This is a genomic window from Hymenobacter sp. DG25B, from assembly GCF_000801315.1.
GTDB lineage: Bacteria > Bacteroidota > Bacteroidia > Cytophagales > Hymenobacteraceae > Hymenobacter.
This window is the reverse complement of sequence record NZ_CP010054.1, coordinates 1,392,542-1,408,912: the sequence shown is the minus strand read 5'-3', so window position 1 is coordinate 1,408,912 and position 16,371 is coordinate 1,392,542. Positions and strand designations below refer to the sequence as shown.

At 54.2% G+C, this 16,371-nt stretch carries 12 protein-coding genes; 10 read left to right on the top strand and 2 right to left on the bottom strand.

Annotated elements, in window-relative coordinates:
- Positions 1-116 precede the first annotated feature (116 nt).
- The 8 genes from PK28_RS06015 (at position 117) to PK28_RS05980 (ending at position 11,981) form a co-directional block, all read left to right on the top strand.
- Complete coding sequence (locus PK28_RS06015) at positions 117-359, top strand: Kazal-type serine protease inhibitor domain-containing protein (RefSeq protein WP_052430529.1); 243 nt, start codon at positions 117-119, stop codon at positions 357-359.
- A 13-nt stretch (positions 360-372) separates the two neighbouring features.
- Positions 373-744, top strand: a complete 372-nt coding sequence (locus PK28_RS06010) for a cupin domain-containing protein (protein ID WP_044512415.1) — start codon at positions 373-375, stop codon at positions 742-744.
- A 48-nt stretch (positions 745-792) separates the two neighbouring features.
- Positions 793-1,656, top strand: a complete 864-nt coding sequence (locus tag PK28_RS06005) for a dienelactone hydrolase family protein (RefSeq protein WP_044512413.1) — start codon at positions 793-795, stop codon at positions 1,654-1,656.
- 645 nt (positions 1,657-2,301) lie between these two features.
- Positions 2,302-5,511, top strand: coding sequence for a SusC/RagA family TonB-linked outer membrane protein (locus PK28_RS06000; RefSeq protein ID WP_044512410.1), 3,210 nt, complete (start codon positions 2,302-2,304; stop codon positions 5,509-5,511).
- A gap of 175 nt (positions 5,512-5,686) precedes the next feature.
- The gene (locus PK28_RS05995; protein WP_231576225.1) at positions 5,687-7,027 is read left to right on the top strand and encodes a RagB/SusD family nutrient uptake outer membrane protein; all 1,341 of its coding nucleotides are present in this window, start codon (positions 5,687-5,689) and stop codon (positions 7,025-7,027) included.
- Between the two features lie 230 nt (positions 7,028-7,257).
- On the top strand, positions 7,258-9,069 hold the full coding sequence (locus tag PK28_RS05990) for an ABC transporter ATP-binding protein (RefSeq protein ID WP_044512405.1): 1,812 nt from the start codon (positions 7,258-7,260) through the stop codon (positions 9,067-9,069).
- Between the two features lie 155 nt (positions 9,070-9,224).
- Positions 9,225-9,923 carry a hypothetical protein gene (locus tag PK28_RS05985; RefSeq protein ID WP_044512403.1) on the top strand — a complete coding sequence of 233 codons (699 nt, stop codon included), beginning with the start codon at positions 9,225-9,227 and terminating at the stop codon, positions 9,921-9,923.
- Positions 9,924-10,196: 273 nt separating this feature from the next.
- On the top strand, positions 10,197-11,981 hold the full coding sequence (locus tag PK28_RS05980) for an ABC transporter ATP-binding protein (protein WP_044512401.1): 1,785 nt from the start codon (positions 10,197-10,199) through the stop codon (positions 11,979-11,981).
- Positions 11,982-12,065: 84 nt separating this feature from the next.
- On the opposite strand, the gene PK28_RS18895 is transcribed toward PK28_RS05980, so the two are convergent.
- Positions 12,066-14,147, bottom strand: coding sequence for a tetratricopeptide repeat-containing sensor histidine kinase (locus PK28_RS18895; protein WP_048825646.1), 2,082 nt, complete (start codon positions 14,145-14,147; stop codon positions 12,066-12,068).
- A 354-nt stretch (positions 14,148-14,501) separates the two neighbouring features.
- On the opposite strand from PK28_RS18895, the gene PK28_RS05970 reads away from it, so the two are divergent.
- Together PK28_RS05970 and PK28_RS05965 are read left to right on the top strand one after the other, a co-directional pair.
- Positions 14,502-14,792, top strand: a complete 291-nt coding sequence (locus PK28_RS05970) for a hypothetical protein (protein WP_044516386.1) — start codon at positions 14,502-14,504, stop codon at positions 14,790-14,792.
- A 34-nt stretch (positions 14,793-14,826) separates the two neighbouring features.
- Positions 14,827-15,336 (top strand): GNAT family N-acetyltransferase, encoded by a 510-nt coding sequence (locus PK28_RS05965; RefSeq protein WP_044512399.1) that lies wholly within the window; start codon positions 14,827-14,829, stop codon positions 15,334-15,336.
- Between the two features lie 120 nt (positions 15,337-15,456).
- Here the strand turns inward: PK28_RS05965 and PK28_RS05960 are convergent, their stop codons facing one another.
- Positions 15,457-16,278, bottom strand: coding sequence for an enoyl-ACP reductase FabI (locus PK28_RS05960; protein ID WP_044512396.1), 822 nt, complete (start codon positions 16,276-16,278; stop codon positions 15,457-15,459).
- Between the last annotated feature and the right edge of the window lie 93 nt (positions 16,279-16,371).

Here is a 16,371-nt window from a genome sequence, read left to right as displayed (position 1 = left end):
GTGCCTTGGGTTTTATGGGGGCGTAAAAAAATAGCGAAGAGCAAATATTCCGCCCCACCGAAGCCATTCCCATCCTTGCTCCGTATTTTGCCGCCCTCACTCTGCGCTCAGCCTCTATGAAACTCCTGCTTGCCTTTCCCCTGCTGCTCGCCTTCAACTGCCACCGTGCCGCGGCCCCCACTGCCGAAACCAAGCCCTGCATCGACCCTACCAAAATCCGCAAGGACATGATGTGCACCATGCAGTATGACCCCGTATGCGGCTGCGACGGCAAAACGTATGGCAACGCCTGCCAAGCCCTGAATGCCGGGGTTACCAGCTTCACCAAGGGCGAATGCCCCGGCACCAAAACCAACTAATATCTTCTACCCCATGCTACACAAGCGCTACTTCCGCCAGCAAAATCCTTTCCGCGTACCTACCACCGATGGCAAGCTCATTGAGGAGCATATTGGCTGGGCCAGTACCCAAACCAGCGAATACAGTGTGGCCCACATGGTGGCACCACCCCACTGGAGCGAGCCTCACCAGAATCCCGAGTTTGATGAGGTAACGATTGTTATCCGGGGCCGCAAGCAGTTTGAGGTGGATGGCGACATTATTGAGCTGGGTCCCGGCGAGTCATTACTAATAAAGGCCGGTGCCCGCGTGCGCTATTCCAATCCCTTTGATGAGGAAGTGGAATACTGGTCTATCTGCGTGCCGGCTTTTACCATGGACTCCGTGAACCGCGAGGAGGACTAACGGTTGTAGCTACTGTTCGGTACTTTTTCCTCGTTAACACCACCACTTATGGACCAGCGCATCATTACCCTGTTTGATGAGTATACGCACGCCCCGCTTAGCCGCAAGGAGTTTTTGGAGCGCCTGGTAAAGCTGGCCGGTGGCACGGTCCTGGCGGCCGCGGCTCTGGCCGTACTGGAGCCCGGCTATGCGCAGGCTGCTTCCCTGGAAACGGAAAAGAGCAAGCTGGTAGCCGAAGAGGTTACCTGGCCAGGTGATGCCGGTGTTACCATGAAGGGCTACCTGGTACAGCCGAAAAAGAAGAAAAAGCGTGGGGCCGTGGTGGTGATTCACGAAAACCGGGGCCTCACTCCTCATATTAAGGACATCACGCGCCGCGTGGCCCAGGCCGGGTATCTGGCACTGGGCGTCGATGCTTTATCGGTATTTGGCGGTACCCCGGCGAATGAGGATGAAGGCCGCACGCTCATTGGCAAGCTGGATAAGCAGCAGAACCTGAATAACTACCTCACGGCCCTGCGCTATCTGCGCAGCCGGCCGGAAAGCAACGGCCGCACCGGCTGCGTGGGCTTTTGCTGGGGTGGGGCGATGGCCAACCAGCTGGCCCTGCACGATCCGCAGCTAAATGCCGCCGTAGCTTACTACGGCACCCAACCCGACGCCTCTGCCGACCTCGCCCAGATAAAAGCGGCGCTGATGCTGCATTATGCCGGCCTGGACGAACGGGTAAATGCCGGCATGCCCGCCTACGAGGCAGCTCTGAAAGCGGCCGGAGTATCGTTTGAGCAATACGTTTACCCCGGAGTCAACCATGCCTTCAACAACGACTCCTCCCCGGCCCGCTACAACGCTGAAGCCGCCAAGCTGGCTTGGGAACGAACCCTGCGGTTATTCAAGGAGAAGCTCAGCTGATTTGCCCGCGTATTGAAATCCCGAGAATCAATTCACGATTACCCCCACTGCAAACCGCCCTACCCTGTTTAAACAGTTGGTAGGGCGGTTTGCAGTGGGGCATGTAGGATTGGCTCTTTTGGCAACAGCTGCGTTTAGTCCTCGGTCGTGGCCACAGGCATATTGCTGAATATCAATAGCTATTACTATGGCTATTTAGACATAGCAGACAAAGCCAGTGCTATGGCAGCTCCCTGTTAAATGCGTTTTAATATATATGGGAAGGGTTTATAGACCCATCGCCCTTAAAATTATTTTTTTATCGATTTGAACTTAACGTAGAAAAAATAATTATATATCTATAACATATCATCAATTAATAACCTATTGATAATCAGGCAAATGAATTATAATTCAATGTTTCTACTAGAACCAGGGTTGTTTTAGGCATTTAAATACACATGCTATATAATAATAATACAATTAAACACCTGTACTGCAGGAATGCTATATCAACAATTATACCCTTCTCTTTCCTCCATAATCATAACATAGGGCAAACATTTTTGCCATTACATCATTTCAGATGTATAATTGTAATCATTCTGCCCTCAACCAGAATGCAACTTCACCCCATTAAAACCTTTTAATTTCACACCTCCCAACATGCGAAAACTCTTACTTCTGAGTTTCCTGTTCCTATTGGGCATTCTGCATTCCGTTTCGGCGCAGGACCGCACCATTACCGGACGGGTAACTGACGCAAGCACCAATGAAGGCTTGCCCGGTGTTACTGTTCTTTTGAAAGGTACTACGGTTGGGGTTTCCTCCAGCAGCGATGGTACTTACTCGCTTTCTATCCCATCTACTGGTGGTACTCTCTCCTTTTCATTTATTGGCTATGCCGCTACGGAGCGTGTTATAGGCAATGAAAGCCGTATTGATGTAGCCCTGGCGCAGGATAATCGTCAGCTAAGCGAGGTTATTGTAACGGGTTTCGGTATTGCGCAGGAGCGCAAGGAACTCACGGGTTCTATTGCCACTGTAAAAGCCCGCGACTTTGAGAACCAGCCTATTGCTGGTGTAGATCAGGCCCTGCAGGGCCGGGCAGCCGGTGTGCAGGTAACCCAGAACTCGGGTACGCCCGGTTCCGGTATTGCGGTGCGCGTACGGGGCAGCGCCTCTATTGGCGCCGGCAATGAGCCACTGTATGTTATTGATGGTTTGCCGATTAACTCGGGCAGCTACAGCAACATTGGAGTGGGTAACCAGCAAACCAATGCACTGTCTGACCTGAATCCCAACGACATTGAGTCGATGGAGATTCTGAAAGATGCTGCCGCGGCGGCTATCTACGGCTCACGCGGTTCTAACGGCGTTGTGCTGATTACTACCAAGCGGGGCCGGGTTGGCAAAACCAAAGTAACGCTTGACTACTACCGCGGTGCTCAAACCGCCTGGAAAAAGCCGCATGCCCTTACCGGCCAGCAGCAAACCGAGTTGTTTCTGGAGCAGGCTCAAAACCGCTACCCTGTTAACGCCGCCGACAACATTAGCGCCTTTGGCGTGAACTGGCGCAGCTATGCTGACCTGACTGGCTACCTGTTCAGCGACGCTAGCTACAACGTTGATGATGCGGGTAAGTTTTACATCATAGATAACGGCGACGGTATCCGTGACCTGGCTCAGTTCCAGGATCCTACAAAAGCACCTAACACGAACTGGGCAGATGAGATTCTACGTACGGCCCCTATCACCAACCATGAGGTGAGCATCAGCGGTGGCACGGAGAAGTCCAGCTACCGTGTAAGCGGCAGCTACTTCGATCAGCAGGGCATTATCCTGGGCTCGGGCTTCAACCGCGCCAGTGGCCGGGTAGTGCTCGACAACAAACTGGCCGACCACATCCGGATGGGCGTTAACCTGGGCCTGAACCGCTCGGTGAACAACCGTATTCAGAACGACAACAACATTTACGGTGTACTGAGCACGGCCATTCTGGTAGCCAGCGATATTCCGAAATACAAAGCGGATGGCACCTATGCCAAAGACCCAGCTTCGTCGACGGAAAACCCTATTGCTGCTGCTCGCGAGCCTTATAACAAGGGCATTAGCTCCCGCCTGATTGGCACGCAGTACACGGAGTTTGAGTTCATCAAGAACCTGAAATATCGTGCTACTTTCGGTCTGGACTATATTCAGTTTAAAGACGAAACTTTCTTCCCCACCACTACCAACTCTGGCCGTGGCTCAAACGGTTCGGGTACGGCCTCCATCAACACGGACGCCAACTTTAACCACATTAGCTCCTTCCTGTACAGCAAAACTTTCGGCGACCACTCGCTGAACGGTCAGTTGGTACTGGATTATCAGCAGAGCACCTTCAACTCGGTTATTGCACAAGGCTCGGGCTTCCCCGGCAACGGTGTACGCCAGCTGTCGGCGGCGGCCGTAAAGACCAACGCCTCGTCCAGCGAAAGCCAGTACCGTCTGTTTGGCACCTTGGCTCGTTTGAACTATAACTTCAAGGATAAGTATCTGTTCGGTGCCACATTGCGCCGGGATGGTTCTTCGCGCTTCGGCCGTAACAACCGCTATGGTTACTTCCCCGCTGCTTCGGTGGGCTGGCGCATTTCGGAAGAAGGCTTCCTGCAGGATATCACGGCCATTTCCGACATTAAGCTGCGGGCCAGCTACGGTGAAACCGGCAACCAGGAAATTGGCAACTTCGCTTCCCGTGGCCTGATTAATACGGGCGCCAACTTTGCCCAGGTAGGTGGTCTTGCTATTGGCCAGCTGGAAAACCCCAATCTGAAATGGGAGCGTACGGCTACCGGCAACGTAGGTGTTGATTTTGGCCTGTTGGATAACCGCATCTATCTATCTTTGGATGCCTATAACCGCGAGACCCGCGACCTGCTGCTCGCTCGCACAGTACCCGGCAATACGGGTTACCTTTCTTACACCGAGAACATTGGCAACATGCGCAACCGCGGGGTAGAAATTGCCCTGAACACAGTGAACTTCCGTGCCGAAGGTGACGGTGGCTTTAACTGGGAAACCAATTTCAATATTGCCTTCAACCGCAACGAGGTAACCAAACTGGTGGAAGGTGACCAAGGCCAGGCTGTTGGTTTTGCTAGCTGGCTGGCAGTAGGTCAACCACTGGGTGCTTTCCGTGGTTACCGCGTAGATGGCATCTTCCAGACGCAGGAAGAAATCAACACGCTGGATGCTGCTGCACAGGAAAAAACTAACTCTCCAACGGCTCGTTACCAGTCTTCACTCACTCGCCCTGGTGACATTAAATTCCGTGACCTGAACGGTGATGGCCGCATCACCGGTGACGACCAGGAAATCCTGGGCAATGCCCAGCCTAAGTTCTTCGGTGGTCTGACCAACACGGTACGCTTCAAAGGTTTTGATCTGAGTGCCTTCATTCAGTACAGCTACGGCAACAAGATTTTCAATAACAACATCTCGTTTGCCCAGGGCATGAATGGTGTATTTGGCCAGGATGCTGCTGTGTTGAACCGCTGGACGCCCACCAATACAAACACGGATATTCCCCGTGCCGTGTACGGCGACCCCAACAACAACCGTCGTACCTCGGACCGCTTCATTGAGGATGGCTCCTATGCCCGCCTCAAGAACCTGACCTTGGGGTACACACTGCCCAAAGTTCTGGCGCAGCGGGCCCACCTGAGCAATGTGCGGGTGTATGTACAGGGCCAGAACCTGTTCACGGCTACTGACTACTCAGGCCTTGATCCGGAAGTAAATACCTTCAGCGGCTCTAACACGGCTCTGGGTACTGACTTCCTCACCTTCCCACAGGCGCGCACCATCACCGGTGGCATTAGCCTGGGCTTCTAATTCAGCTTAAATTCGACATTCTATAATGGTACATATTCGTTCTTTTAGCCGGCGCTTGCTTCCCGCAGCGTTTGTGCTTACTCTTGGCTTCGGTATTACATCCTGCGAGAAAATCCTGGATGTAACTCCTCAAGCCAGCTTGGATTCCAATGCGGGTCTGAAAACCCCCGCTGATGTGCAAGCTGCCATCCGGGGTTCTTACGACATTCTGCAGAGCGCTAACTACCTAGGCTTACGCTACCAGCTGTTTGCAGATCTGGCCGCCGATAACGCCCGGCATACGGGTACTTTTCCCAGCTTCGCGCAAATTGCCAACGGTTCTATTCTGCCCGATAACGTGGAGCTGACTAACATGTGGAATACGATTTATGCGGGCATCAACCGCATAAATTACACTATTCAACAGGCTGAGCTGCTCACGGACCCCAGCTTCAATAAAGACGCCGCTGTTGCTGAGGCCCGGGCATTGCGTGCTTTCAACTACATGAACTTGCTGGCTTATTGGGGTGGCAAGCCTGAAGGATATGGTTATGCTGATGGCCTTGGCGTACCGCTGCGCTTAAAGCCCACTACCTCCATTACCGGCGAAGAAATTAAGCCCATAGCCCGGAACACGGAAGCCGAAGTAGTAGCCGCTATTCGCGAGGACCTCGCATTCGCAGCACAGCACCTGCCAATCGAACGCAGTACCAAAGCTTACATTAGCAAAGTAACGGTACTAGCTCTACAGGCGCGCCTTGAGCTACGGTTACGCAATTATCAGGTAGCCGCCAACTATGCAGAGCAAATTGAAACCGAACTTGGCACGCTGACTCCGGTTAAAACACTGGAAAAGAATATCGGCGATGCCAGCTATGATGCCATCTTCTCACAGAAGTTTTCTTCTGAAGCACTTTGGGAGCTACCTTTTGACCCAGTTGATGCCAACTCCTTAGCATTCTTCTGGTTCCCGGCGGCAGCTGGTGGCCGGAATGAAGTAGACCCTGCCACCGGATTAGGGCCGGCACACGAAGCTGGAGACCTGCGGCGGGTTGTGAATAGCGTGACTGCTTCTACAGCAACCACTGTATATCCTAGCGGAACAACCCGCAAATACTTTCGGGTTGCTTCAGGAGATGACAACGTAATTTTGGTTCGTAGTGCGGAAGTGGTGTTAACCTGGGCGGAGTCCCTGGCACAACTAGGCCAGACGGATCGGGCTATTGAACTGGTTAATGTGATTCGCAAACGGGCGGGTCTTGCTCCTTACGTGTTTGTGGCCCCACCTAAGGTTGGAGACGTTGTTCCCCCTCACGTAATCATTGCGAATAGCTCTGCTGATATTGTAACTGCTATTCTGAAAGAGCGCCGGGTTGAGTTGGCAAACGAAGGCTTCCGTTGGTTTGATCTGCGGCGTACCGGCCTAGTTCAGGCAACACTGCCGGCTATTACGGAACCGTACCGCAACTTGTGGCCTATCCCCCAGCGTGAGATTCAGACCAGCCAGACTCTGGTAACTCAGAACCCCGGCTACTAGTAGCTCACTTTCAAAAAGCCTCCTCCATTTCGGGAGGCTTTTTTTATGCCCTTTTCTCTATAAGCATTACCGTAAGCGGCGTCGACGCTTCATCCGCTTATCATTCCATAATCTGCTCTTGTACGCTAAAACGCCCGGCAACATTGCCGGGCGTTTTTTCTTTCTCATAACTTCTATTCTGCCTACCCCGTCTAATCGGCTAGTTGCTGTACGCTTAAACCACTCCCGTCATGAGTCTCTGGGAAATTATAAAACGCCTGTACCCGTATGTGCGCCCCTACCGGCCGCTGGTTATTGGCACGCTGCTTTTAACGCTGGTAGGCTCGCTGGCGGCCCAGGTAAATCCCTTTGTGCTACGCTACACCGTAGACACCGTGCAGGCATTGTTGAACCAGAACCAGGGCCTGGCGGAGGGTGCTGATATGCTGCTGTTGGTTAGCGGGCTGTTGCTGGGAAAAGAAATCATCAACACCTTTATTCAGTTTGGGCAGAAGTATTACGGGGAGAAAATCCGCATTAACGTATCCAGCACGCTGGCCCAGGATGCCGTGCGCAAGATTCTCTCCTACCAGCTCGGCTTCTATTCCGACAGCGGCAACCAGACCGGCAAGCTCCAGACCCGCATCGACCGGGGCGTGGAGAGCCTGATGAAGCTGGTGCAAAACTTCTTTATTGATATTCTACCGCTGTTTGCCAATGCCCTAGTGGCGCTGGTGGTCATGTTTATGGCGAACCTGTATGTGGGTTTGGTGGCGGTGGCGGTGATGCCGGTCTACTTCTGGATCAGCTACCGGCAGGCTGACCGGCTGAATGGCACCCGCCGGGCGCTGCGCAGCCTGCGCGAGCAGAAAAGCCAGGGCCTGGTGAATATCATCGATTCGGCGGTGGTCATTAAGAGCTTTGTGCGCGAAGACTATGAGGAGCAGAAACAGAACCAGCTTCAGCAGAACCTGCAGGCCGCCCAACTGGAAACCCGCAAAACCAACTTCCGTTACGATGGCCTCAAAACCTTCACCGAGCAGGTAGGCGTGGTACTAATTATCATTCTCACCGCCTATCTGGTGCTGGACCGCCAGATTTCCATTGGGGCCATTATGTTCCATATTCTGCTGTTCAACAACGTATCGGCCCCTATCCGGCAGCTGCACCGCATTTATGACGAGATGAACGATGCCCTTACGTACTCCGAGGGCTTCTTTGACATTCTGGATGCCGAGGAGGCCACCGAAAAAACCGGGCTACTCCAACCCGACCACCTGCAGGGCACCTTCGAAATCTGTCATGTGGATTTCACTTACCCCAGCGGCACGCAGGCCCTGCACGATGTATGCCTGACGGTGGAAGCAGGCAAAACCACGGCCCTGGTCGGGCTTTCGGGCGCGGGCAAAAGCACCATCATCAACCTGCTCTGTAAGTTCTATGAGCCCGACCAGGGAAAAATGCTGCTGGACGGCCGCCCGCTAGCCGACTACGACACGCATGCTTTGCGCCAGCAAATTGGCCTGGTGCTGCAGAAAAACCACATCTTCAAAGGCACCATTGAGGAAAACATCCGCTACGGGAACATGCACGCTTCTTTTGAGCAGGTAGTGGCGGCCGGCAAGCAGGCCTACCTGCACGAGCAGGTGATGCAACTGCCCAAACAGTACCAGAGTGATGCCCAGCAACTCTCCGGTGGGCAGCAGCAGCGCATTGCCATTGCCCGGCTGTTCCTCAAAAATCCGTCTATTATCTTCCTCGATGAGCCGACTGCCTCCTTGGACGCCATTGCCACGGAGCAAATCAAAAACTCGCTGGATGCCATTAAGCGGGGTCGTACGGTAGTAATCATCTCCCATAGCCTGGCCCAGATTGTGGACGCCGACTGCATTTACGTGATGAAGCAGGGCCGCATGGTGGAAAGCGGCACCCACGAGTACCTCTACGACCTGCGCGGCACCTACCGCGAAATCTTCGACGCCTCGGCCCGCAGCCTCAACATTGAGAAGCTGGCCCGCGTGATGGTAGATGATGGGGATGATATAAGTGATACGGCGGCCTAAGAAAACAGCCTTTCGGATGACCAGACAGTGTTTTGCCACATTAGCCGAATACTTTATGAGTGTTTAGCAGGCGTTACCGTAAACCTACTTCACCAGGCGCGCATCTGTCGCCGGTATCCCGGCCACCTTTGGTCGCAAGCAGTAATACCTCCTCCATGAAGAATTTCACCGTAGAGCGCCTCTCTTTCGATACCCTCAGCGAGCTGCCGAACTCCTGGCAAAACCAGGATTATAAGGAGCTGCTGCTGAAAATGAATTACGACAACCCCGAAGAAATTGAGCCTGCTGAGTTGAAGGCCATGTGCCAGATGTCGCTGACTGACCTGGAGCCCACAGAAGCCGCGCAGCTGGTGCTGGGCTATTTATTTGCTGACCAGCTGAATGCCGGCCAGATAGAGAACCTGGCCCACCAGATGCTGACGGAAAAACTATGGGAAGAAAACCCGGAGTTGGGGCAGCATCAGGGCTTTTTCAAGGCCACGCAGCTGTTATACGAAGCCTACAACGGTAAATTTCCGCGCACAGAAGCCGTGCAGTTTCAGGTGCGGCTGACCACGGAAGACCCGGAGGCACTGGCAGTGTTTGACAACCACCCCGAGGCCCCGCTGCTGCGCCTGCTGGCCCAGGGCATGCCCGACAATACGCTGCTCAAACGCCTGTTCGGTGAGCAGTTGGCCGGCACCAGCTTCCCCGAAGCCCAGGACATTATCTGGCAGCTTCGCCCCATGGAGAAGACGGATAAAACAGTGGTATTTGAAGTGGTTAGCTCCGCCTACTGGCTGGATGATTTTAAATATGCCGATACTTATGAAGCCGTTACGCAGGCCGAGGAAACGGTAGTGGAGGCCGAGTAAGCCTGCAATTTCAGCTTCAAAAGGGGCTACCGCGCTGCACCACTAAGTGGTGCAGCGCGGTAGCCCCTTTTTTTAAACTTCTCATTCCTAATGCCTTCACTGCCAAATCAAACCATTACGCCTCAGAAGTTAGAAAATGTAGCGCTGGTGTACACCGGCCCCGCAGGTTGCTTATCTTAGATAGGAGCACCGGCCCCATGTTCAGCTACTGCGCCCGGCAGCTGGCCGGACGGCGTAGCCTGGCTTTCTCCTACTCACCCATTAGCTGCCGCCATGAGCCTTTGGGACATCAGCAAGCATCTTATTCCCTACGTTCGGCCCTATCGGGGGCTGGTGCTGGGCACGCTGCTGCTTACCATGGTAGGTTCGCTCACGGCCCAGGTAAATCCCTTTGTGCTGCGCTACACCGTAGATAAAGTGCAGCTGCTGCTGGAGCAGGGACAAGGGGTGTCGCAGGGGATGCGTTTCCTACTGCTGGTGAGCGGGATACTGCTGGGCAAGGAAGTCCTCAACATCTTTATAGAGTTCGGGCAGAAGTTCTTCGGCGAGAAGATCCGCATTTACGTCTCCAGCGCCCTCTCCCAGGACGCCGTACGCAAAATCCTGAGCTATCGACTCAGCTTCTACGACGCGGCTACCAACCAGACCGGCAAGCTGCAGACCCGCATTGATAAGGGCGTGGACAGCCTCATGAAGCTGGTACAGAACTTCTTTATCGATATCCTGCCTTTGTGTGCCAATGCCGTAGTGGCCCTGGTGGTCATGTTTATGGCCGATGTGCGCGTGGGGCTGGTGGCGCTCTTTATTCTGCCGGTGTATTTCTGGATCAGCTATCGGCAGGCGGCCCGGCTGAGTGGCGTGCGCCGCAACATGCGCCAGCTGCGCGAAACCAAAAATCACGGCATCGTCAATATCATTGAGGCCGCCGTAGTCATTAAGAGCTTTGTGCGCGAAGAATATGAAGAGCAGAAACAGATGCAGATGCAGCTAAGACTGCAAACCGTGCAGCTGCAGATGCGCAAAACCAACTTTCTGTTTGATGGGCTGAAAAGCTTTGTGGAACAGATTGGCCTGGTACTGGTGATAGTGCTGACGGCCTACCTGGTGCTGGGCCGGCATATGTCTATTGGGGCCATTATGTTCCACATTATGCTCTTTCATAACGTATCCGGCCCCATCCGGCAGCTGCACCATATGTATGATGAGATGAACGAGGTGCACACCTATTCCGAGGCTTTCTTCGATATTCTGGATGCCCGCGAGGCTGTGGAACCTTCCGGGTACTTGCAGCCCGACCACCTGCAGGGCACCTTCGAAATCTGTCATGTGGATTTCACCTACCCCAGCGGCACGCAGGCCCTGCACGATGTGTGCCTGACGGTGGAGGCGGGCAAAACCACGGCCCTGGTCGGGCTTTCGGGCGCGGGCAAAAGCACCATCATCAACCTGCTCTGTAAGTTCTATGAGCCCGACCAGGGAAAAATGCTGCTGGACGGCCGCCCGCTAGCCGACTACGACACGCATGCTCTGCGCCAGCAAATTGGTCTGGTGCTGCAGAAAAACCACATCTTCAAGGGCACCATTGAGGAAAACATCCGCTACGGGAATCTGCAGGCCTCGGTGGCGGAAGTGGAGCAAGCCAGTAGACAAGCTTTCCTGCACGAGCAGATAGTGAAGCTACCCCAGCAATACCAGACCGATGCCCAGCAGGTATCTGGTGGGCAGCAGCAGCGCATTGCCATTGCCCGGCTGTTCCTCAAAAATCCGTCTGTTATCTTCCTCGATGAGCCCACCGCTTCGCTGGATGCGGTAACGGTGGAACAGATTAAAAACAGTATTGACGCCCTAAAGAAAGACCGCACAGTAGTGGTTATCTCGCACAGCCTATCCCAGATTATTGATGCCGACCACATTTACGTGATGAAGCAGGGTGGCATAGTGGAAAGCGGTACCCACGAGCAGCTCTACGACCTGCGCGGCGCCTACCGCGAGATTTTCGACGCCTCCGCCCGCAGCCTCAACATTGAGAAAATTGCGCGTACCCTGGATGAAGACTGATGAACACCGCCTACCAAAGGCGCGGCGGGTTTTATCTCGTCTATGGAAAACCGATTAGCCCGGCAATGCCTGCCGGGCAAGCCCCTACCCCATCTGCTCTTCAGCAATAGAGGAGCTTATCGGCAGGGTGATAATAAACTCCGTATACTCCCCTTCCTGGGTTTGCATCCGGAGCGTGCCGCCATGCCCCTGGGTAATAACATCGTGGCAGAAGGACAGCCCCAGGCCGGTACCCTCCCCGATGGGCTTGGTGGTGAAAAACTCCTCAAATATGTTGGCGCGGTCGGCGGCCGGAATACCCAGGCCATTATCCCACACTTTGATTTCTACTTCGCTGCCCGTGCGGCGGGTGCTTAGCTGTACCTGCGGAGTATACCCATCCGGCTCCAACCGCAGGCGCTCCTGCACGGCATAAAGCGCATTGGAAAACAGGCAAATAAGTGCCCGGCCCAGATCATGCCGCACCGCCTCCACACTGCCCACGGCGGGGTCTAGCTGCGCCAGCAGCTCGGCATCAAATTCCCGGTTTTTGGCCCGCAGATCATGGTAAGAAAGCCGCAGATAATCATGCGCCAGGGTATTGATTTCCGTAAGCTGGCGGGGGCCGGGAGTGTTGCTGGAATACTCCAGCATCACCCGTACAATAGACTCTACCCGCTGGCTGTGCTCGGCTATTTTGTTCTGGTACTGACTTAGATTCAACAGCATTTCGTCCAGCATTTCCTGCTCGGCGGTAATGTAAATGCCTTCCGGAAGCTCCACGCGCATTTCCTGGCACAGCCCTACGCTCACGCCGGCCAGGTCTTTAATGGTTTTGGCCGGCTGTTGTATTTCGTGGGCTACCCCGGCCATCAGCTCTCCTAAAGAAGCCATTTTCTCGCGCAGCACCAGTTGGTTCTGGGTGGTTTTCAGTTCCTGCAGCATATTGGCCAGCAGGTCGCGCTGGGTGGTAAGCTCCTCTTTCTGCCGCGTTACCTGGGCATGCAGCTTTTGCAGGCGGCTATTGGCCTGGCGCTGCAGATAGTTGCTGCGCCACAGCAGCAGCACAATCAGTATGAGTACGCCCAGCCCGGCCATCAGCGCATACAGCCGGGTACGGGCTTCAAACTGGGTACGCTCGGCCTCCAGCTGGCGTAAGCGGCGCTGCTCGGCAAACCCAATGGCATCCAGCCGCTTAATCCGCTGCGGGTTGTAGAGGCTGTCTTCGGCCGTAACCATGATGCGCATGTATTTCAAGGCGCTATCGGTCTGCTGCCGGGCCTGAAAGGCTTTGGATAGCAAACCACTGTTGCGCACTATGCCAATTACAAACGGCAGCGCCTGCCCTACCATCAGCGCTTTGCGGGCATAATACACGCTGGAATCAACCTGTTGCTGCTCGGCATACAGCTCCGCCATATATTGGTAGGCCCGGGAAAGGCTCCGCAGGTCGTTTTCGGGGAGGGCGGCCTGGGCGCTGCGCCGGTAATAGCTGAGCGCCTTCTCGGGGTGTCTGCGGGCGGCTTCCAGCAAGCCTATTTCCCGCAATACGTAAGGCAGTGGATTGCCCCAGCAGCTATAACTCTGCTTCTGCGACTGCAGGGTAAGCGCGTAGGCCTGTTGCAGGAAATAAGCTGCTGAATCGAGCTGGCCGGTGCCTACATAGGTAGAGCCAATGTTGGTGAGCACGCTTATCCGCTGAGAGTAGCCCCCTACATGTTTCTTCTCATAAATAGCCCGGGACTGAAAATAGTACTGCAGGGCGGGCCGGAAGTCATCGAGGGCCTGATAGAGCAGCCCGGTCTGATTCAGGATGCGGGCGGTGCCCTCCCGGTCGTGGCTTTTTTCAGCCAGCCGCAGGGCGTCCAGGTTGGTGCGCAGGGCCTGCGGCAGGTTTCCCCGCTCACTCAGGATAATGCCAATGCGCGCCAGGCACCGGCCTTCCCCTTTACTGTAACCAATGCTTTGCGCCAACTGTAAACCTTCGCGCGCAAAAATCAATACCGAATCGAAGTGCGAATACCGGTAGGTGGCGCTCAAGTCGGCCAGCAGCAACACCCGGCTGGTATCCGCAGTGGTGCGGGCCAGTGCCTTTTTTATGGCGGCCGTCTCGGGGCTTTGGGCCCAAACAGGCAGAGCGGATAACCAGAACAGCAAACAGGCGAAGCCTATGAAAGCCTGTTTCATACCCAGAAATTACCCGATAATTCGACCATTAATCTTTAAAGCTATACTCCTTTTGTATGCAATAGCTAGTTGCCCGGAACAAGGCAAGCAGCTATAAATATAGTTCTCTACAGATACACTTCTACGCTTACCGGCTAATCTATTTATAAACAGGCAGAACCGCTAACCGGATTACCTTTCTTCCGGCAGCCGGAAAACTACCCTACTACGAGCCCGGTATGCGCGGGTGGCCAGAGAAAAGCTTACCACTGCTACTACCCAATACCGATTTTTCTACAGGGCCTGGCATACAGCCAATATATCATAGCAACCCAACCTGCAGCAAGCACCAAAATAGCTAGTTTAGTGAGCTTTATGAAAAATAACTCGCCGCATATTCTTAATACCTCAGCCAACCTGATGGGCCTGTGCTTTATTGTGCTCACCTCGCTGAAAGTCAACAAGCTTTCCGATGCTTCCATCATTGATGAGCTGACTGCGGTGGCTACGCTGTTCTTTATCACCAGCTGTATTTTGTCGTTTTTATCGATGAGGAGCAGCCGGCAGTCGAATACTTTTGAGCGGCTGGCCGACCTCATTTTCCTCGGTGGTCTGCTGATTATTTTTGTAACGATTACGCTTATTACGCTCAATATTATCCGCTAACTCGTCCTGATTTCCCTACTTCTCTGCCTTCCCTATGCTGGTTCTTGAAACAGAGCGCCTGGCGCTTTACCAGTTCACCACCGATGACGCCGCCTTTATCCGGGAGCTGCTCAATACGCCCGGCTGGCTCCGCTTCATCGGCAACCGCAACATTCAAACGTTGGAAGATGCCCGGAAATACATCGAAAACGTGCTGCTGCCCAGCTATCAGCAGTTTGGGTTCGGCTTTTATCAAGTCCGGCTGCAGACGGATGATACCGCCATTGGCATGTGTGGGCTGGTGAAGCGGCCTACGCTTCCTGCCGCCGACATTGGGTATGCCCTGCTACCCGCTTACACGGGCCGGGGCTACGCGGCCGAAGCCGCCACCGCCGTGGCTCACTATGCTTTCAATACGTTAGGCTTTCCGCAGCTGCTGGCCATTACGGAGCAGGAGAATGCCCGCTCGATGCATTTGCTGGGAAAAATCGGCCTGCGTTTCGAGCGGCCCATTCGCCTGGCGGATATGGATTTTCTGCTGTATTCCAGTACCTCTCCTGAATAGTCAGGCTTCACTTCTAACCGGTACCGGCAGCCGCGCAAGAGTGATATAAAAGCCCCAGCCCCAAGCAAAAAAGCCCGACCAATACCGGTCGGGCTTTTTTGTTAGAACAGGAAAGCCAAATTACGACTTCGAATTCATAATAGCTTCCACAATCTCTTCTGAGATGCCGGTGGTGCTGAAGCCGCCGTCGTGCATGAGGTTCTGCATGGTTACGTAGCGCGTCAGGTCCGAAAACAGGCTGATGCAGTAATCGGCGCAGGCTTCGGCGGGGGCGTTGCCCAGCGGTGCCATTTTGTTGGCGTACTCATAAAACGCATCGAAACCACTGATGCCGGTACCGGCCGTAGTTTTGGTAGGCGACTGCGAAACGGTGTTCACGCGTACTTTCTTGAGCTTACCCAAGCGCTGGCCGTAGCTGCGGGCAATGCTTTCCAGCACCGCTTTAGCCTGCGACATATCCGTGTAATCGAGGAAGGCGCGCTGGGCCGCAATGTAAGACAGCGCTACCACGGAGCCCCATTCATTGAAGGCGTCCTGCTTTTCAGCAACGGCCAGCATTCTGTGCAGCGACAGGGCCGATACGTCCAGCGTTTTCTGGAACCACTCGTAGTTCAGCTCGCCGTAGTGCTTGCCTTTGCGAATGTTGGCGCTCATGCCAATGCTGTGCAGCACAAAGTCAATTTTACCACCAAAGTGCTCCTGGGTGCCAGTGAACAGCTTTTCCAGGTCTTCCATAGAAGTAGCATCGGCCGGAATAATGGGCGCGTTGCATTGCTCGGAAAGCTTGTTGATTTCGCCCATGCGCATAGCCAGCGGGGCATTGGTCAGCACGAAGCGGGCACCTTCGGCGTGGGCCTTCAGGGCTACTTTCCAGGCAATTGATTCTTCATTCAGGGCACCCGAAATGATGCCGACCTTACCAGCGAGTAGGTTATTGGACATATGGTGAAATGGTGAGTTGGTGAGATGGTGAAATGGGATTTTACCTCACCATTGCACCGTGGGTATCTGCATTAGAGGAGGGCAAGTTAACTA

Coding starts and splice junctions, on each gene's coding strand:
- PK28_RS06015 (WP_052430529.1), top strand. CDS start 117: ATGAAACTCCTGCTTGCCTTTCCCCTGCTGCTCGCCTTCAACTGCCAC.
- PK28_RS06010 (WP_044512415.1), top strand. CDS start 373: ATGCTACACAAGCGCTACTTCCGCCAGCAAAATCCTTTCCGCGTACCT.
- PK28_RS06005 (WP_044512413.1), top strand. CDS start 793: ATGGACCAGCGCATCATTACCCTGTTTGATGAGTATACGCACGCCCCG.
- PK28_RS06000 (WP_044512410.1), top strand. CDS start 2,302: ATGCGAAAACTCTTACTTCTGAGTTTCCTGTTCCTATTGGGCATTCTG.
- PK28_RS05990 (WP_044512405.1), top strand. CDS start 7,258: ATGAGTCTCTGGGAAATTATAAAACGCCTGTACCCGTATGTGCGCCCC.
- PK28_RS05985 (WP_044512403.1), top strand. CDS start 9,225: ATGAAGAATTTCACCGTAGAGCGCCTCTCTTTCGATACCCTCAGCGAG.
- PK28_RS05980 (WP_044512401.1), top strand. CDS start 10,197: ATGAGCCTTTGGGACATCAGCAAGCATCTTATTCCCTACGTTCGGCCC.
- PK28_RS18895 (WP_048825646.1), bottom strand. CDS start 14,147: ATGAAACAGGCTTTCATAGGCTTCGCCTGTTTGCTGTTCTGGTTATCC.
- PK28_RS05970 (WP_044516386.1), top strand. CDS start 14,502: ATGAAAAATAACTCGCCGCATATTCTTAATACCTCAGCCAACCTGATG.
- PK28_RS05965 (WP_044512399.1), top strand. CDS start 14,827: ATGCTGGTTCTTGAAACAGAGCGCCTGGCGCTTTACCAGTTCACCACC.
- PK28_RS05960 (WP_044512396.1), bottom strand. CDS start 16,278: ATGTCCAATAACCTACTCGCTGGTAAGGTCGGCATCATTTCGGGTGCC.